The organism is Pedobacter miscanthi, assembly GCF_003315595.1.
Lineage (GTDB): Bacteria > Bacteroidota > Bacteroidia > Sphingobacteriales > Sphingobacteriaceae > Pedobacter > Pedobacter miscanthi.
This window is the reverse complement of sequence record NZ_QNQU01000004.1, coordinates 170,844-189,323: the sequence shown is the minus strand read 5'-3', so window position 1 is coordinate 189,323 and position 18,480 is coordinate 170,844. Positions and strand designations below refer to the sequence as shown.

Annotated in this window: 17 protein-coding genes; 12 read left to right on the top strand and 5 right to left on the bottom strand. The window is 35.5% G+C overall.

What is annotated here, in order from left to right:
• Positions 1–34 precede the first annotated feature (34 nt).
• The 5 genes from DRW42_RS06170 to DRW42_RS06155 form a co-directional block, all read right to left on the bottom strand.
• Positions 35–775, bottom strand: coding sequence for a glycosyltransferase family 2 protein (locus tag DRW42_RS06170; RefSeq protein WP_113947955.1), 741 nt, complete (start codon positions 773–775; stop codon positions 35–37).
• Between the two features lie 126 nt (positions 776–901).
• Positions 902–1,324, bottom strand: a complete 423-nt coding sequence (locus DRW42_RS06165) for a hypothetical protein (protein WP_113947954.1) — start codon at positions 1,322–1,324, stop codon at positions 902–904.
• A gap of 161 nt (positions 1,325–1,485) precedes the next feature.
• Positions 1,486–2,037 carry a hypothetical protein gene (locus DRW42_RS06160; protein WP_113947953.1) on the bottom strand — a complete coding sequence of 184 codons (552 nt, stop codon included), beginning with the start codon at positions 2,035–2,037 and terminating at the stop codon, positions 1,486–1,488.
• A 614-nt stretch (positions 2,038–2,651) separates the two neighbouring features.
• The gene (locus tag DRW42_RS28565; protein ID WP_147243679.1) at positions 2,652–2,921 is read right to left on the bottom strand and encodes a hypothetical protein; all 270 of its coding nucleotides are present in this window, start codon (positions 2,919–2,921) and stop codon (positions 2,652–2,654) included.
• A 977-nt stretch (positions 2,922–3,898) separates the two neighbouring features.
• Positions 3,899–4,264, bottom strand: a complete 366-nt coding sequence (locus DRW42_RS06155; RefSeq protein ID WP_147243678.1) for a hypothetical protein — start codon at positions 4,262–4,264, stop codon at positions 3,899–3,901.
• A gap of 306 nt (positions 4,265–4,570) precedes the next feature.
• Between DRW42_RS06155 and DRW42_RS06150 the strand changes: the two genes are divergently transcribed.
• The 12 genes from DRW42_RS06150 (at position 4,571) to DRW42_RS06095 (ending at position 18,444) form a co-directional block, all read left to right on the top strand.
• Entirely contained in the window at positions 4,571–5,404 is an 834-nt protein-coding gene (locus tag DRW42_RS06150; RefSeq protein ID WP_113947951.1) for a polysaccharide biosynthesis/export family protein, read from the top strand.
• 252 nt (positions 5,405–5,656) lie between these two features.
• Positions 5,657–8,056 (top strand): GumC family protein, encoded by a 2,400-nt coding sequence (locus DRW42_RS06145; RefSeq protein WP_113947950.1) that lies wholly within the window; start codon positions 5,657–5,659, stop codon positions 8,054–8,056.
• A 59-nt stretch (positions 8,057–8,115) separates the two neighbouring features.
• On the top strand, positions 8,116–8,619 hold the full coding sequence (locus DRW42_RS06140; RefSeq protein WP_113947949.1) for a UpxY family transcription antiterminator: 504 nt from the start codon (positions 8,116–8,118) through the stop codon (positions 8,617–8,619).
• Between the two features lie 150 nt (positions 8,620–8,769).
• Positions 8,770–10,548, top strand: a complete 1,779-nt coding sequence (gene asnB, locus DRW42_RS06135) for an asparagine synthase (glutamine-hydrolyzing) (RefSeq protein WP_113947948.1) — start codon at positions 8,770–8,772, stop codon at positions 10,546–10,548.
• A complete protein-coding gene (locus DRW42_RS06130) occupies positions 10,548–11,642 on the top strand; it encodes a glycosyltransferase family 4 protein (RefSeq protein WP_113947947.1) in 1,095 nt (364 codons plus the stop codon). The genes asnB and DRW42_RS06130 overlap by 1 nt, the downstream gene beginning before the upstream one ends.
• 17 nt (positions 11,643–11,659) lie before the next feature.
• The gene (locus DRW42_RS06125; RefSeq protein WP_113947946.1) at positions 11,660–12,517 is read left to right on the top strand and encodes an ABC transporter permease; all 858 of its coding nucleotides are present in this window, start codon (positions 11,660–11,662) and stop codon (positions 12,515–12,517) included.
• A 67-nt stretch (positions 12,518–12,584) separates the two neighbouring features.
• A complete protein-coding gene (locus DRW42_RS06120; RefSeq protein ID WP_158544287.1) occupies positions 12,585–13,721 on the top strand; it encodes an acyltransferase family protein in 1,137 nt (378 codons plus the stop codon).
• A gap of 46 nt (positions 13,722–13,767) precedes the next feature.
• Positions 13,768–15,000 carry an ABC transporter ATP-binding protein gene (locus DRW42_RS06115; protein ID WP_113947944.1) on the top strand — a complete coding sequence of 411 codons (1,233 nt, stop codon included), beginning with the start codon at positions 13,768–13,770 and terminating at the stop codon, positions 14,998–15,000.
• Positions 14,991–15,656, top strand: a complete 666-nt coding sequence (locus tag DRW42_RS06110; protein ID WP_244215208.1) for a CatB-related O-acetyltransferase — start codon at positions 14,991–14,993, stop codon at positions 15,654–15,656. The genes DRW42_RS06115 and DRW42_RS06110 overlap by 10 nt, the downstream gene beginning before the upstream one ends.
• A gap of 35 nt (positions 15,657–15,691) precedes the next feature.
• Positions 15,692–16,516, top strand: coding sequence for an alpha-1,2-fucosyltransferase (locus DRW42_RS06105; protein ID WP_147243677.1), 825 nt, complete (start codon positions 15,692–15,694; stop codon positions 16,514–16,516).
• Entirely contained in the window at positions 16,501–17,511 is a 1,011-nt protein-coding gene (locus DRW42_RS06100) for a glycosyltransferase family 2 protein (RefSeq protein ID WP_113947942.1), read from the top strand. Before DRW42_RS06105 ends, DRW42_RS06100 begins: the two co-directional genes overlap by 16 nt.
• Before the next feature lie 24 nt (positions 17,512–17,535).
• Positions 17,536–18,444 (top strand): glycosyltransferase family 2 protein, encoded by a 909-nt coding sequence (locus DRW42_RS06095; protein WP_113947941.1) that lies wholly within the window; start codon positions 17,536–17,538, stop codon positions 18,442–18,444.
• Positions 18,445–18,480: the final 36 nt, after the last annotated feature.

Here is an 18,480-nt window from a genome sequence, read left to right as displayed (position 1 = left end):
CATGATATTAATCAAATACGTAAGGCCGGCATAGTTAAAACTGGCCAAGTTTACTGGTTTTCTTTTTAAACAAAACCAAAAAAGCATTAGGCACCCGGTTTCTCTTTAAAGCCTTGTAATCGTTAACTAGCGCATGAAACCTGCTTTTTAATGATTGATTACTAACCCCACCCATACGCATATTTACCATTAGCATAGGCAAATATTCGGCTTTGATTTTATGGATATAGAAATAACGCAATATTAATTCGTAATCGGCCGCTGTTCCCAAATCCAAAGCATAAGCACCGTATTGATCAAAAAGTTCTCTTTTTAGGTATAAAGTTGGGTGAGCGGGCATCCAACCCTTTTTAAGATCGAGATAGGTGGTTTGTTTAGCCCGCCATTTTCTGATTACCTTATGGCTGGTTGGATGAATGTAATCCAGGTCGCCATAAAGTCCGTCAATTGTTGGGTTGGCTGTAAAAGTTGAAGCTACCTGACTCAATACATCGGTATTGGCGAACATATCATCAGCATTTAAAATTCCAATAATTTCTCCGGTTGCTTGCCGGATACCTTTATTAATCGCATCGTAAAGCCCTTTATCTTTTTCCGAAATAAAATAATCGATGTGTGATCGGTTTTGATTGATGATGCCTAATGTTCTATCGGTAGATCCACCATCGATAACTAGGTACTCTATATCAGGATAGGTTTGTGCTATTACCGAATTAAAACATTCCTGCAAAAATGTTTCGCCATTATAAACAACCGTAATGAGGGATATTTTCATTTAATCTGCAGCGGCCATCTCATTTTTAAAACAAATGAAAGAAACCTGCGGTAAATATAATCAATAAGCATTCAATCTTGATGGATACATCTAAACAAGGATATTAAGGCAAGTATAAACAAGCAATTATTGTTTATTTCTTCTTCTGATGACGAATATGCCGAAGAGGCCTGCGGCAGTGGCGAGGGGTAATGAGTAATCGTCGAGGTTGCATTCGAGAACGTAATTTGAATAATAAGTTCCTTTAGTAGCAACACCTGAAGAGCAGGTTATTACCTCTAGAGCACTACCTAACCCAACAGCCAAGATTACACCACCACCACCAGTACAAACATAACAGGATTTAGCTGAGCTAACAGTTCCTTTATAGCAACCATTACTATTGGTTCCAGGTGTAGTATAAGCAACAAGAGTACTACCTAAATTTATGCCAAGCAGTACGCTGGCGGGAATATTATAAAACGTTGTATTTATTCGACATCCATCTGCCTTACTAAAAAGAGGAACAGAACAAGCTAAAAAAATAATTAAAAAGATGTAACCTCTCATATATCATTTTGTGATACATGAAGTTACAAAGCTCATAAACTAAAAACTACGTTCAGTTTATTCAATAATCAAAAGTATTTGCAGAGAAATAAAACAGCTAAAAACCAATTTTAGTCAAATTTCATCAACTAGCGGGATTGAATAAAAATCTAAAATACGAATTACAAAAAATTCAATCTTTCCTTTTTACGGACCAATAAAAAGCCTGATAGGCTAACCGTTGCTAATAGATATGGTATATAATCATCCACAGGTAAACTGTTGGGTTGGCTTGCACATGGGAAATTCGGATCAGCATAAGCAGAATATGCCAGATCATTATATTGGTAATCAACCTCATATCCTTCGCCCTTTATGCTGGTAACATCAGAACTGTATGAAGTAACCGTAACACATTTGTGTGAAGCCATACCAGAATAATTGTTAACGATTTCTTTTGCTGCAGGATAAGGAACGTCGTTTTGTGTAGGGGTATTTCGTTTGCCCGAATCATAAACATTGATATATCCACATCTATAACCAGCAAAGCCATTTCCTGTAATGATTGGCACAAGCATAGAATTGCTATAAACCTGAACTATCTGGTCTGTATGTCCAAAATAAGTGGCTGTTCCCAAAAATTTTGTGCCTACCGAGCCTCCGATATGACAGCCACGTCCATTTACCTGGCTTAAGGATTGGGAAATATTAAAAAAAAATAAAACTGTTGACAAGACAGTTAAAGTTAGGGATAGACGCTTCAACATTATTCGGGCAATGGAAGTATCAACTAACTTCCATATTTTTTTATAACATTATTTTTTAGACAACTATTTTTGGGGTCAATATTTAAATTAACTCAAAAACTTAAATAATCGTAAGATTAATATTACAAAATTAACCAAAAAAAATGATCATAGAAGAATGAACAAAGTGAATATTAGTAGTTATGACATTCCTAATCGGTGAAGACTCTGCCATAAACTACCTTTAAGCCGCATTAGGAATAGAATAAGAGCTCCTTTTAACACAGGGGGTTAACAAAAAATATTGACAATTATCATTAATAAAATGAATGATGCATAAGGTTAATGCTTACAACCAATGAAGATTTAAGAATGCGATCATTTCAAACTCCAATATAGCCAAAAATGCATGAGAATAATATTCCTTAAGTAGGATTATAGCAGAATTAACCATTATCTACCATTGTAAGCTGTATTTTAATTATATTAAGAACAGGCAGCAACCCATAATGATCAGCATTACTAATATTATTCTTTAACCCAAAAACCTACAATACCCCCATAAAGAATTAAAAGAGGCATTTTAAGAAAATATAAAAGACCTATACCATCGGGGCATCTAATCTGGCCTTACGTTTAATAAAAATAATTTCTAAAGCGCCTAAGCCCAATCCGATTAAAATAACATTATCATCAAGCGGGCAGGATATTTTTGTATATAACCACTTTGTTCCACTTCCTTGTGCAGTTACTATGCAATTTCCATGGGAGTTTCCCGTTCTTAGCGCATATTGATTAGGAGAAACACAAACACTTCCGTTACTAGTCCAGTCTAACAAATTACCGGTGGGCGAGTATATGGCTCGTGCCACATTGGTTGGATTAAGGTACACCCTGCCCTATCCAGGTATAAAACATCCCGGGTACCGAAGAAGGCTGTCTATAAGACGATTGAATGAAAGCGAATACAAGACAAATTAAAGATATTATTGCTTTTTTCATTTCAGTAGGATAGGGACGCCTGCATAAGAAGACACCACAAAACTACTAAATAATAACAATAATAATACAATAGAATATTTTTTAATGCTTATAAATGAGTATTAATATATGTATAAATTAACAACAACTGCAGAAACAGGACCATGTATCCATAAGAATCTTTTTTTGCAAAAAAAACAAAAACAGTCCAGTAAAAATTAGGATAATGTGATTTCCTCAATAAAATTGATTAGATGGGGTGATTTAAAAACAGCTTTGATCCTAAGAGCAGATCCAGGCCTTAAATTTGATAAAAAATTATCAAACTTCAGTACAATACATTTCGACTTACATAAAAAATCGAATAATCACCATTGATCAAAAAATGAGATAAAACTTAATAAAACAATTGCGTTTTTCTTAGTTTTAAAAAATATAAGCCAACTCCGACAGACAATAAAGCTAAAAAAATAACACCTGTATCCAATGGGCAATGGTAAACGGTATAATTTGTTCTTTTGCCCGTTCCGAGTAGACCGCTACAAACAGAACAATTTGCCCCTAGGGAACCAGTTCTAACAGCAACTTCATTATCAGGATCTGACCCATCGCAAGTCAAAACGTAATAAGAAGTGGTACAATTTGTATTTGTATAAATTCTATTTGGTGCAACATAACAACCATTTGTCATCGGAATCTGAGCAGGACACAACAAAGTAAACGAGCATAAAACTGCTAATAGGATTAAAAACCTCATAACGGGGACGACTTGAAATAGAAAACTGTCGCAAAGGTAATTAATCTTATTTATAAAGCAGGAAATATTCTTCTTAGAAGTTGCTTTTGGTCAACTAAATAATTGCCAAAGTTAGTATTCCCGTTGGAAGAACTTGTGATTCTTATTGTTGTTCCTATTGAGAAAGAAAAAGCCCAGAACACCACAGCCCAGGCAAAAAAGATTTGCGGTGTCATCGAGAGGGCACTCGGTAAGAAATAACTTTTCTGTATACTCAAAACCCCAACAGCCAAATGGTGTTGGCACACCTAAGCAAGTTCTTCTGGTAGTACCGCTTTCTTTATATTTACATTTAGCATTTGTTTGGCAACTGCCAGATATTACGTTTCCAAAAACATCATACAAACAATCGCCATTTGAAGAAACAGCCCACTGGGCATAACTTGTAGCTGAAAGCATTAATAGAATAAATGTGAGGAAAAAAGGAATCTTATTCATAAATAACATCAAAAATACCCTAATCCGTAATACAAATACTACACAAATACTCAAAATTGATCAATATCAATCCGATTATTTTTTTTAACAAACTAAATCATACAATGTATATATTAATTTAATTACAAGATATATTCAAAAAAACGTCTCGATTAACATATCCACCTAACAACCTACACCTTATAACCATACTGATAATATAAAGAAGCTGCAAAGCTAAGTGCAACATTTTTTTAAGCGAATAGAAAACGTATTTTTGCAAACGATATGTGGAAGTTTTAGTTGCATAAACGTATCTTTAAGATTATGGCCCTTTATAAATATTCTCCTTCCTTTGTTTTATGCCTTATTGTTGTTTGCTTGATTTTTTCAAGCTGCTCGGTACGTAAGCAACGCACACTATTTAATTCTCCTACCGATATTGTTACCGACACCATTAAACAGGTTTATGTGGTAAACGATCAGGGTATCAGCGATGGTTATTATAAAATAAAAGTGAATGATCAGCTCGCTATCCGGAATGTACAAAACTTTGAGTTTGGCGCCACAACAAGCCAAACTAGTAGCACCGCAGCTACAAACAATACGAATCAAAACGCCGGTAGCGGCAGTATTCAAAATGTACTGTCTTATCCTGTCGAATTAGATGGAACGGTTAATTTACCGGCGATAGGAAAAGTTCAGGTTGAGGGATTAACCCGTAGGGATGCAGCAGCAAAAATACAGGACCTATACAAAACCAAACTTTTAAAAGATCCCATTATTGAGCTAAGTGTAGTTAACTTAAAAGTTACTTTACTGGGCGAATTTAGCAAACAGGGCAATTTTTTCATCGAAAAAGAAAACACCACGCTTATTGATATTATAGGTGAAGCAGGGGGCATTACTAAAACTGCAGATCCTAAAACTTTAAAAATTATTAGGGGAGACCGGGCACACCCTGAGCTTATTTATGTTAATTTAAACGACATCAATAGCCTGGCAAGTAAAAAACTGATACTGCAGAACCATGATATTATTGTTCTTCAACCAACCAAAAGTTCGGCAGCCAGCGATAAGTTACAAAGTATCAGCAACATCTTACAGCCCCTTCTGGTCGTAGTAAACCTGGGTGTACTGATATTTACCCTAACCAGATAGTTATTTTTCGTTTATCATACACTAATTTATCTGCACCCACTGCTTTTAGTATCTGAATTAATAAGTATTACATCCAGCCCTTAACTATTCTATTTAGCCGGTTGAAATGCCTACGTAGAATTAATACGATAATGTTTGATTTTCATCAAACACAAGCGAGCAACATTCGCAATAAAAATAATTTCTTTTGAAAAATTGGGTTTATCTTTATAAATTAATAATAAAGGCACCAAACGTTAAAAACAACATACATTGACAGAGTTAGGGCAAGAGAAAAAGGCTGTTAGCCAAAGTATTGATTTTTATAAGATTTTTAAGGTATTTCTAAGTCGATGGTATTGGATTGCCGGCACCGTTATTATAGCACTTTGCATTGCCAAAATCTATCTTTGGTATACCCCACCTATTTATCAGACCGGGGCATCATTAAAATTAGAAGATAGCAATCCTTCAGTAAATACAGGGGCCCAAATGCCCATGCAGAATTATAACTATACAGATAAGATACAGGCCGAAAGTTTTACAATCCGTAGCAATGAGGTGATTTCGAATGCCGTAAAAACGCTTGATTATAAAATCAGTTATTACTTAAAAGGACGTGTACGTACTACAGAGCTTTATCCTGACGTTCCTTTTGTTATCGAAATTATTAAACAAGACAGTGTGAATTTTTCCCGTTCTCTTTATTCAGTGAGCGGACTGGACGACCAGCATTTTGAACTCTCTGTTTCGGATAATAAAAATCAAAAATTCACCTACCGTTACAATCAGGATATCAATATAGGCAACATGATTTTCCGTATCAAAGATAAGGTTCCAGTAAAGAGCATTTATCAATTCAAGTTTAACAGTAAAGAGGATTTTATCGGGAGGGCAATGGGCGGGCTCAACATCGGCGAGGCAGCACGCTTTACCAATGTTATGGGTTTAAGTCAAACGGATGGCAATGCAGTTTTTGCAGCCGATATCTTAAATGCCATCATGAAAGAATATGTAAAATATGATGTAATCCAAAGAAGAAGATCAGCCCGCCAAACAGTCGATTTTATTGATAACCAACTTGGTTTTATTGATATGCAGGCAGGTAAATCGGGCAGTACACTGGCCGATTATAAAACCAGGAACAAGATATTGGATATGGGTTCTTCTACAACCATGACCGTAGGAAAGCTGGCCGATTTAGAAAAACAAAAAACCGAACTCAACCTAAAATTACTGGGTATAAAGCAATTAGAAGATCAGATCAACAACAACCGCAGTAAGGTCGAAATCGGCATCGATCTGGAGGGCGAACTCAGTACCGGTCTCGGTGCCCTGGTTACACAATTGAATGTACTATTAATGAATAGGGAGTCGAAACTTACCCAATTTACCCCCGAATCGCAGCCCGTTAAACAGGTAGAACAACAGATTGCCAATGTTAAATCGGGTATCCGGAACAGCATTGCAGGCATGCGAAAAAACAACGAAGCCACAATAAATTTTATCAGCAATCAAATTACCGGAGTTAACCAAAGCATGGGCACAATCCCGGTAAAAGAGCAAAATTTTGTAAAACTCCAAACTAATTTCGAAGTCAATAATAAAGTACGTTCTTATCTGTCGGAAAAAAAACTAGAAGCAGAAATGAACGCAGCCGCAATTGTACCCGGCGCATCTATTGTTAATCCTGCTTACCCCTCGTACTATGCCATTTCGCCCAACAGCAACAAGATCTATAGCATGGCGTTAATGTTAGGCTTAGCTTCTGGTTTTGGCTTAATTCTGTTGGTACGTTTCTTAAATCCTTATATTTACGATAAGGAAACAGTAGAAGGCCTAACACACACGCCAATTATTGGGGTTATCCGTAAATTTCCTGATTATATCGATCAGGATAGCAGACAAGCCTTATCACTAGCTAGACCAAAATCGGTATTCGCCGAATCTGTGCGCTCTGTGCGTACCAATCTGAGCTTTTTGGCCAGTCATAAAGAGAGTAAAGTTATTTGCGTCACTTCCGAAATATCTGGTGAAGGAAAATCCTTTGTAACCATTAACCTGGCCAGTACTTTGGCACTGATCGAAAAACGGGTGATTTTAATCGCCGCCGATTTACGTAAATCAAAACTCCACAAGGCTTTTGGAAGTGATAACAAAAAAGGCCTGAGTTCTCTATTATCTGGCCAGACAACCTTTGAAGATGTTATGATCCATGATGAAGTTCATCATATCGATTTTATCCCGTCAGGTCCGGTTCCGCCAAACCCTTCAGAATTATTGCATACCGATGCAATGAAAGAACTATTAAAGAAATTGGAAGGTGCTTACGATTATGTTCTGGTTGATACCGCCCCGGTTGGTTTGGTTTCGGATGCCATTCCTTTAATCCGCTCATCTGATGTTAATTTATTTGTAATCCGTTCTGGTGTATCGCAGCAAAAAGCAGCAAACATCCCCGAGCGCTTATCGAGAGAATACGGTTTAAGTAATCTGGCCATTATTTTAAACGCTTTTGGCGATGATGCCCTTTACTCTAATTATTATACTACCGATTATAGCCGTGGTGGCGGAAATAGTACTTACTATTATTCTGACTATTCGGGATATTCAGGATCGGGCTATTATGAAGATGAAAACCGCAAATGGTGGATGTTTTGGAAGAAGAAGTAAGATTAATCGGTTAATTGATGAAATCCAAATAGAGTTTAATCGTTGATGAAGGTTAACTAATGATTGATCAAAATTATAGATGGTATCCGGTTTATACGCGTTCGAGAGCTGAGAAAAAAGCTTACGCCGAATTGATCAGGAAAGGCATTCCGGCTTATCTCCCTCTTAAAAAGGTGGTTAAGCAGTGGAGCGACCGTAAAAAAATAGTTGAAGAAGCTTTGATTAAGTCTTACCTGTTTGTGTATATTTCGGGCAAAGAATATGCTGAAGTTTTAATGACCAATGGTATCTCCAGGTTCATTTATTTCTCCAGCCAGATAGCGTCCATACCCGAACAACAGATTAACGACCTCAAGCTACTGCTCGCCACTGATGCAGATCTTGAAGTATTTGAATACGACATCAAACCTGGTGAACGTGTACAAATCAAGGCCGGACCTTTTAAAGGCATCTTGGGCGAACTGGTATCGATACAAAATAAACAGCGTATTATTTTACGTTTACAAAATATGGGCTACGCCATTGAGATCAACACCTCGATGGCTTTTGTCGAACCCATTTAGGGTTCATTAGAGGATAATTAAACAATTATTCCTCTGCTAAATTTAAACAACTGATCAGTCATTTTTTTAAAAGAAAATGTGGCTGAAGGGGCGAAGCTGTGCCCAGGCAAAATGGAAAATGGTAGATGTAAAAGGGATGATGGCCTATAAATGTGTAGAATTGCTGGCATAATCGATAAAAATAAATCAATAGATCAACTCCAACTGGAGGTGAAAGCCATGTGCGATATAATGGCCCATGGAGGACCGGATGATAAAGGCTATTTTGAAGACAAAAACCAGGGTTTAGTTTTCGGCCATCGCCGTCTATCATTGATAGACCTCTCCCCAACTGGCCATCAACCCATGTCGTACCATAAAAATAAACTTACCATTACCTACAATGGCGAAATTTATAACTTTCTTGATCTGAAGAAAGAATTGTTAGAAAATGGATTTCAATTTGTTTCGCAAAGTGATACAGAAGTGATACTGGCTGCCTATCAAAACTGGGGTATTAAAGCTTTCGAAAAACTTGTTGGCATGTTTGCATTTGCCATTTATGATAGCGAAAAGCAAATCACTTTTTTGGTACGCGATCAGATGGGCATCAAACCGCTATATTATGCAATAGAAAATAATCGGCTCGTATTTGCATCCGAAGTAAAGGCATTTGAACAAAGTGGCAATTACAGCGAAAATAAAGACTGGAAAACCTATTTCCTTGCCTTTGGACATATTCCCGAACCTTACACAACGCTTAGTGGGGTTAAAGTTTTACCAGCCGGGAGCGTTTTAAGCTGGGATCATATCAGTAATAAGTTTGATGTTCTTCCTTTCCATTTTGAGCAGGTCGCTCAAAATCAAGTTGCAACGAGCGGACTGGCAAATCAACTCCATTCAGCCGTTAAACGCCATTTATTAGCTGATGCAGCTGTGGGTGTATTTCTCAGCGGTGGCATAGATTCGAGTATTATCACCTTACTGGCAGATGAGGTTGTTGGAAAAAACCTTCAGAGTTTATCCATTAATTTTAATGAAGCAGCTTTTTCGGAAGAACGTTTCCAGCAGGTTGTTACCGCTAAAACCAGCGGAACACATCACCAATATGTTGTTAAAAAAGAAGATTTCGATCAGCATTTCGCAGAAATTTTAACGGCGATGGATCAGCCCAGCAACGATGGCATAAACAGTTGGTTTGTGAACAAATATGCGAAAGAAACAGGCCTAAAAGCAGTTCTATCTGGTATTGGGGCCGACGAGCTTTTTGGCGGTTACCCTTCTTTTAACAGAATGGGGCTCATTAGAAAGCTTAAACTCCTGCCCCGTTTTTTATTAAAACTTTGTGCATTTATACCTGACGAAAAAATAAAACGCATTTGTTATCTGGCTTACCGTAATCCCATTGGCGAATATCTTTTTTTAAGGGGATTTTTTATACCGAAGGATATTGCCCGGATTTTAGGTGTTCGAAGGGCCGAAGTTGATACTTTAATTGAAGCCTTGCCTGTGCCTTCAACATTAAAAACACTAAAAGGCAAAGAAAGGGCATCGTGGTTCGAAACGAATATTTTTATGCGGAACCAGCTTTTAAAAGATACCGATTTTATGAGCATGTACCATGGCGTTGAAGTTCGCGTACCTTTTTTGGATCAGGATTTTGTAAGCTTTTCAGATCACATTCCTGCTTCACAAAGATTCCAGGAAAGACCAAAGGGAATACTCATTGAGGCTTTTAAAAAACTACTGCCCAAAATGATCTGGGATAGGCCCAAAATGGGCTTTACTTTCCCATTACAGGAATGGTTTTTGGCAGGGAACCAGATTACTGATGAAAAAAGTTATACAGGTAGCCCTTATTCTTTGAAGCTGCTAAAAAAATTTAAAGCGGGTAAAATACACTGGTCTAAAGCCTTTGCACTCTACCAAATCTCCACCCGAAAATTTTAATGCCTAAGCGCATCCTTTTTTTAACATTATATATTTACAGCTTAACGGGTGGCATCGAGAAAGTATGTAAGAATTTTATGGAAGCCATGGATAGTCTAATCCAGCAGGGTAAAATTGAAGATAGCTTAACACTTTCGTTATACGATCAAAATCAGCACTATCCAAAATATAGCTCCTTTAATGGAAATAAGATTCAATTTCTAATTGATACATTTAGAAAGAGCTTTTCGTACGATGTAATTATTTTGAGTCATATCCACCTACTCCCCATTGCAAATCTGATCAGGTGGTTCACTCCTAAGAAAAAAATTATATTGTTTGCTCACGGGATTGAAGTATGGCAACCATTAAGCTTATGGGAAAAAAAGCTGTTAAGCAAAATCGATATCTGGGCGGTAAGTTCCTATACCGCAAAAAAGCTTTACGATCAACAGGGAATATCACAGCAAAATATTCATGTGCTAAGTAATTGCCTTCCCAAAGATTACCCTTTTTACGAAGAAAAGAATAACTATAATTTAACAGCAAAATATCATATCCCATCTGATCATCAAATTTTATTAACCGTTTGCCGCCTGTCGTCAGCCGAGCAGTATAAAGGTTATGATATCGTTTTATCCGCACTCAAAGAATTAGTTAAAAACCATCCCAAATTGAGCTATCTGATTGTTGGAAAAGCTGATGAAACAGAATTAGTAAGGGTTGAAAAATTGGTTATCGATTACGATCTTAAGCAGCATGTTGTTTTAACAGGTTATGTTTCTGATGAAGAAATAGAAAACCTATACAATCAGGCAGACGTTTTTGTAATGCCCAGCAAAGGGGAAGGATTTGGCCTGGTATTTACAGAAGCTCTTGCCCATGGCTGCAGGGTTTTAGCCGGAAATGCCGATGGCAGCAGCGATGCGCTTTTAAATGGCGAATTGGGTTTACTGGTAGATCCTGAGGATGTTAAGGCCGTGTGTAAAGGCATTAAAACCTTACTTTCAGAAGCAATTTTGGCTGACGAAACCAGTAAAAGAAAAGAAAAAGTTAGAGCTTATTTTGGATTTGATGCTTACCTATTAAAAGTGGCACATCTGCTCGATTTTTGAAAAGATTAGAAAGGATCATGGAACATCAGGAAGAATATAACTGGACCATCGAAGCGAAAACATCATTATTTGACCTGAAGTTTAGCGAAGTTTGGGCTTATCGCGATTTATTATGGCTATTGGTTAGGCGTGATTTTGTTTCATTTTATAAACAAACCATTTTGGGACCACTTTGGTTCTTTATCCAGCCTTTGTTTACCACCATTATATTTACTTTTATATTCGGGAATTTGGCTGGTATTTCTACCGACGGTTTGCCAAAACCCCTATTCTATATGGCTGGCATTACGGCATGGAATTATTTTGCCGATTGCCTTACTAAAACATCTACTGTTTTTAGGGATAATGCAGCAATTTTTGGCAAAGTTTATTTCCCGAGGTTAATTATGCCTTTAAGTATTGTAGTAAGTAACCTGGTTCGCTTCGGTGTCCAAATGATCTTGTTTCTGATCATGATGGGCTATTATTATTTTACAGTTGCACATTTCAACATCAGCTGGGCCATTGCTCTGTTCCCTGTTGTTGTGATATTAATGGCTTTATTGGGCTTAGGCACTGGCATGATCATCTCTGCCATGACAACCAAATACCGCGATTTGGCATATTTGGTTGGATTTGGGGTCCAGTTGTTAATGTATGCAACTACTGTAATCTATCCCCTATCAGAAGCTTTAAAGAAATACCCGGCTTATGCTTGGATTATCGAATACAACCCGATGACCCCCATTATCGAAACTTTTAGGTACGGCTTTTTAGGAGAAGGCAGTTTTAACTGGGGAAGCTTTGGATATGCAACATTGGTAACACTGCTGCTGCTGATTTTTGGGACTGTTATTTTTAATAAGGTTGAACGCAATTTTGTGGATACGGTATAAAACTCATATAGTGATCTTCCTAATTACCATAAATATTTATCTGATTTTTAAATAACTGAATAGACAATTGTTAATTGCAAAAAATATTAATAAAGTTTATAGTAAAATAATTACTCCTTTTGCTACACCTGACTTTTTGGATAAATCATACTATCCTTCATTAGATGGCTGGCGTGCCTTGGCAATAATTATTGTTATTTTAGGACATGCTAAATTGACCTTTGAAACTACTTCTGATACCTACAAGTTTGCAGATAAAGTTATTTACGCCAACTTGGGCGTTAGGATTTTCTTTGTATTAAGCGGTTTTTTAATATCAAGTCTTTTAATAAAGGAGTTTATTAAAACAGGAAAAATCAATATTAAATTCTTCTTTATCAAAAGAATTCTAAGAATTTTTCCAGTTTTATATCTCTATCTGTTTGTAATATTCATTTTAAATATTGTTTTAGACTTAAACCTAAACTACCAACATTTAATAGGGCCGCTTTTATATGTTAACAATTTTAGTTTTTTTAATGGAACTTGGTTAACAGGGCACACGTGGTCATTGGCAGTTGAGGAACAATTCTATCTTATTTGGCCTTTTTTATTTTCATTCACACCAAAAAAAATGTGTATTATTTGCAGTGTATTAATTCTATTTATACCACTTTTAAAAATATTCTGGTATCTATTCCCACATTTTCAAGAGCTTACATTATCCCCATTTTTAGGAAATGCCGATGCTATTTTTACCGGATGCTTATTCTCTTTCTTATCATTTAAAGGTTTTTTTAATAAAAAGCAACAAATTTGGCGCAATGGCTTCCTAATACCTTTTGCCATTGTATCAGTCGAATGCATTTACTTTTTTCAAAGTCAGGGTCTTTATGGCAAATTTTTACTTCCATTTGGAAATTTGATAGCCAATATTTTAATTGCATTATCACTAATATATTCACTTGTAATATGTAATTCTTTAACTTATAAAATTCTCAATTTAAAGTATGTGGTCAGTCTTGGCACAGTATCTTATGGTCTTTACATCTGGCAACAACTCTTTATAGTACCTATCCATACATATAATGATAAATTTGATATGCTAACAGCACCAATGAATATAATTATTGCTATAGGTGTGGCTTATATTTCATTTCATTTTTATGAAAAATATTTTCTAATCCTTAAGAAAAATTATCTACTAAAAAAAGAGACCGTTTAACTGGGCAATATGAATTATAGAGCGGTAAATAAGCTATTTTTTTTTAATGTCAGATATCGCAATTAAAGTAGAAAATCTTAGCAAAGCTTATCAGTTAGGGCAAATCGGCACGGGAACTATCAGTCGCGATCTGGAACGATGGTATGCAAATTTACGCGGTAAAGAGGACCCTTTTTTGCGCATTGGAGAAAGTAATGATCGCAGTACCAAAGGCACTAGTAATGTAATTTGGAGCTTAAAAGATATTAATTTCGAGATTGAACAGGGCGATGCAGTCGGGATTATCGGCAGAAATGGTGCAGGTAAAAGTACCTTGTTAAAAATCTTAAGTAAAGTTACCGGCCCAACCAATGGAAAAATTTCGGGTAAAGGCCGGATTGCAAGTTTATTGGAAGTAGGTACAGGATTTCATCCCGAATTATCAGGTAAAGAAAATATCTTTCTCAATGGTGCTATTCTAGGCATGCGTAAAAAAGAAATCCAGCGTAAATTGGAAGAAATTGTAGATTTTGCCGGGATGGAAAGGTATTTGGATACACCGGTAAAAAGATATTCTTCTGGTATGTATGTGCGTTTGGCCTTTGCAGTTGCCGCCCATCTTGAATCAGAAATTTTGATTGTGGATGAAGTACTTGCCGTGGGAGATGCAGAATTTCAAAAAAAATGCTTGGGCAAAATGAATCAAGTGAGCAAAGGTGAAGGACGAACAGTCTTATTTGTAAGCCATAATATGGGAAGTATTTCCCAACTCTGTCAATCAACACTCATATTAAATAACGGTACTCTAGAATATAAGGGTAGTACAAGAAAAGCAATTGAAAAGTACCTCGAATCTATTGCAACTGTAAGTTCATTTAATAGGGAGAAACAAACAGATGGGACACATATTACCAAAATTATCTTGGCAGATGATTTTAATAATCAAAAAAACACATTTGTTTTTGATGAAAACATCAATATTATCACACAAGTCGATTACGGCGTTCAAATTCAAGAGCTATTTTTTAGCATTATAGTCAGGGATACTAACGAAAATGCATTATTTACTTCACACTATAATCTTGAAAGCCAGAATACAACACTAAAGCTAACAATTCCTAAAAACAACTTGCTTCCCGGAAAATACTTCATTGAACCTGTTATGCATGTACCCAATGTTGAATTCGTTGATAGAATAGATTTTTTCCTCTCTTTTTATATTGAGGATACGGGCGGTGAACACTCAAAATATAATAATTCTAATTTGGGATTTATCAATTCCCCAGGTATATGGCTATAAAATTCATAAAAAAAATTGCGGCAAAACTTAAATTATCAAATGCACCTTCAACCGTTAAAAACGTAGAAAATGTTAGGATATACGATGGCGTTATTACAGATAACTGTGTATTTGAAGAATATATCTCAATAGGTAGAAATTCTTATTTGTATCAAACACAAATCGGAAGGTATACATATCTTTCTCAGTCTGTTTCAATCATGAATACTAAAATCGGGGGCTTTTGTTCAATAGCCCAAAATGTTTTAATAGGCGGAGGAATGCATCCATCAAATACTTTCGCCTCAACTAGCCCGGCTTTTTATTCTATCTATCAACAATGCGGAAAAACATTTGCGGATAAGAGCTATTTCAAAGAAATGGGGAACGTAGTTATAGGCAATGATGTTTGGATTGGTGCAAACGTAGTCATTATGGATGATGTTACAATTGGCGATGGGGCAATTATCGGTGCTGGAGCAATTGTTACAAAAGATGTAAAACCTTACTCAATAGTTGTAGGCACTCCTGCAAAGCATTTGAAATATAGATTTGAAACTGAACAGATCGATTTTTTACTGGAATTTAAATGGTGGTTAAAAGATGAAGCCTGGCTTACTGAAAATTACAAGGATTTGCATAATATTATCAGTCTAGTAGAAAAATACAAAAAGTGATAATTGTCAGATTAAAGGGCGGCCAAGGTAACCAAATGTTTCAATATGCTGCAGCAAGAGCATTTTCTAATGAGAAGCTAATTCATATTGATGTTTCTTTTTTAAATAACAATCAATTAGAATCCGGCACCTTTACACCTAGAAAATTCGAATTGGGCATATTTAAAAACTTAGAGATAAACTCAAATAATAATTCGTTTTTTTTGAAGATACGAGAAGAAAATATTTTTTTTAGATTATTTAAAAAGGTACTTAAGCGGCTAAGTTTATTAAAATATATCGACGATGATAATATTAAAAATGAACTGGAAAAACGACAAAATTATAGCACATATTTTCTTAATGGATATTTTCAAAATGAAGCCTATTTTACACCACTAAGAGAGAAACTCCTACAAGAATTCGCTTTCCCAGAACTCAGTATCCTTTCAAAAAATATTAAAAAAAAAATACTCAAAACAAAGCATTCAATTAGCCTACATGTTAGAAGAGGCGATTACCTCAAACCAGAGAATGGATTGAAACATGGAATTTTACCAATTTCATATTATCAACAGGCAATAGCTCATTTTAATGCCATTTTAAAAGAGCCTAATTATTTTATTTTTTCAGATGATTTAGATTGGTGTGAAGAAAACTTATCCTTTATAGAGAGTAAAACATTTGTAAAAACCTCAGGAGAACCATGGGAAGAAATGAATCTTATGTCGTTGTGTAAATATCAGATTATTGCCAATAGTAGTTTTAGCTGGTGGGCAGCCTGGCTTAATAATTCAGCAGATAAGATAGTGATTGCACCAAAGAAATGGTTTCTTAATACAGAGACCGATATTATTCCTAACGAATGGATTACCCTTTAATTTCAGTCATTATGCCATGTTATAATGTCGAAAAATATGTACATACGGCTATTAAGAGTATTTTAAATCAAACCTATAAAAATTTCGAATTTCTAATATTAGATGATGGCTCAACCGATAAAACAAAAAACATTATCAAAAGCATTGATGATGAAAGGATTATTTTATTTGAATGTGATTTAAACCAGGGACTAGTAAAGCAATTAAACAAGGGGATTTCAGCTGCAAAAGGAGAATATATTGCAAGAATGGATGCTGATGATTGGGCGCATCCAGATAGATTAACTATACAGGTTAATTATTTATTAAAAAATCCTGATGTTGGGGTTTGCGGGACTGATATAAACTTATGGGATGGGAATAAAATAAAGGGGACATGGAAATTCCCTATATCTGATCAGGAAATAAAAACAAGATTATTCTTTAAATGCCCTTTTGCACATCCTAGTGTTATCTATAGAAAATCATTATTTAATAATAATGCCGAAGTATACAACAGCAGTTATTTTCCAGCAGAAGATTACGAATTGTGGCTTCGGCTAAAAACCAAAACCAGTTTTCATAACATAAATAAAACACTACTCAAGTATAGGATAAGTCCAAACTCGATTAGTAATACACAATCAGATAAACAGTCGGAAAAAGCATTTGAGATTTCCTGGTTGCAGGTTTTATCCTTCGATATTCCTAAAGACATATTAGAATTATATTTTAGTACGCACAAAAGCTTTATCATTGGTCCTTGGCCGGATAACAAACATGATCTAATAAAGCTTATAACCTGGCTAGAAATCTTAATAGAAGTAAATGAATATAAAAAACAACTTGCCCCTGCAAAGTTTAATTTAATGTTGGCAGAGAAATTATGGAAAATCTGCTATTTTTTATCTTACAAAAAGATTAACAGTATATCACTTTACCGCCAATCCAAACTAAAAGGATTTTATTCACCCCCCATCTTAGAACAAATGCTCAGCTGCATCAAGAATGATTAATTATTGACAGATGGCCTTTTAAAAATGAACCATTCCGTAACCGTAATCATTCCTACCTACAATAATAAAGCGTATATTGAAACAGCAATCCAATCGATATTGGATCAAACTTATGATAATGTTGAATGTATTGTTATTGATGACGGGTCTACGGATGGTACGCAGGAAATTCTATCCGATCTAATTTTACATAACAAAATAGAATATTTTTATCAGGAAAATAAGGGTGTATCATCTGCCCGGAATTTAGGCATAAAAAAAGCCAATGGCGAATACCTCTTATTCCTAGACGCTGATGATCTTTTAAAGCCAAACGGTGTAGCCGATTTGATGAAATGCATAATAAGGAACAACTCAGATATGAGTGTCGGGTTGGCAGAAAACGAGTTAGCCATTAACACCAAATTTCCATACGGAAAAAATCATTTAGCTAACCTACTTTCAAATTGGTGGCCTGTGTCTTCAGTTATGCTAAGGAAAAATGAAATTTGCTGGAATGAGCAGATGAAAACCTGGGAGGTTATTGATTATTTTTCAAGTGCACTGGTAAAAGGTTTAAAATGTACCATTTGTCCAAATGTTATTACCTCTATAAATCATACTGTCAGAACAGATAGAGCAACGTACCTTTATGACCATTACAATTCTTTAAATACATTCAATTATTTCGAGAATTTGAAGCAAAAAATATTATCCAGAGGAAAGATGGATAAAGTGATCTTAGAAGTACTAGACAAACACCTTTTATCTAATGCATATTCAATGTATAAAGAGTCCCAGCAGTTGCCAATATTAGATAAAATTAAAACAAGCAATTTAAAAACATATTCTTGGTTTAAACCATTAGGTATAAGTGGTTTTTGCAGCCTATTAGGGCTTAAAAGAGGTATTAAATTATTCTATTTTTTAAACCGACTGCTAGGCAGGGCATAATTAAAATTTCAGATTTATTGCACTTTACTAGAGAAT

Excerpts from the sequence above, each read along its gene's own strand:
- DRW42_RS06170 (WP_113947955.1), bottom strand. The coding sequence starts at position 775 with ATGAAAATATCCCTCATTACGGTTGTTTATAATGGCGAAACATTTTTG.
- DRW42_RS06165 (WP_113947954.1), bottom strand. The coding sequence starts at position 1,324 with ATGAGAGGTTACATCTTTTTAATTATTTTTTTAGCTTGTTCTGTTCCT.
- DRW42_RS06155 (WP_147243678.1), bottom strand. The coding sequence starts at position 4,264 with ATGAATAAGATTCCTTTTTTCCTCACATTTATTCTATTAATGCTTTCA.
- DRW42_RS06150 (WP_113947951.1), top strand. The coding sequence starts at position 4,571 with ATGGCCCTTTATAAATATTCTCCTTCCTTTGTTTTATGCCTTATTGTT.
- DRW42_RS06140 (WP_113947949.1), top strand. The coding sequence starts at position 8,116 with ATGATTGATCAAAATTATAGATGGTATCCGGTTTATACGCGTTCGAGA.
- asnB (WP_113947948.1), top strand. The coding sequence starts at position 8,770 with ATGTGTAGAATTGCTGGCATAATCGATAAAAATAAATCAATAGATCAA.
- DRW42_RS06130 (WP_113947947.1), top strand. The coding sequence starts at position 10,548 with ATGCCTAAGCGCATCCTTTTTTTAACATTATATATTTACAGCTTAACG.
- DRW42_RS06125 (WP_113947946.1), top strand. The coding sequence starts at position 11,660 with ATGGAACATCAGGAAGAATATAACTGGACCATCGAAGCGAAAACATCA.
- DRW42_RS06115 (WP_113947944.1), top strand. The coding sequence starts at position 13,768 with ATGTCAGATATCGCAATTAAAGTAGAAAATCTTAGCAAAGCTTATCAG.
- DRW42_RS06110 (WP_244215208.1), top strand. The coding sequence starts at position 14,991 with ATGGCTATAAAATTCATAAAAAAAATTGCGGCAAAACTTAAATTATCA.
- DRW42_RS06105 (WP_147243677.1), top strand. The coding sequence starts at position 15,692 with ATGTTTCAATATGCTGCAGCAAGAGCATTTTCTAATGAGAAGCTAATT.
- DRW42_RS06100 (WP_113947942.1), top strand. The coding sequence starts at position 16,501 with ATGGATTACCCTTTAATTTCAGTCATTATGCCATGTTATAATGTCGAA.
- DRW42_RS06095 (WP_113947941.1), top strand. The coding sequence starts at position 17,536 with ATGAACCATTCCGTAACCGTAATCATTCCTACCTACAATAATAAAGCG.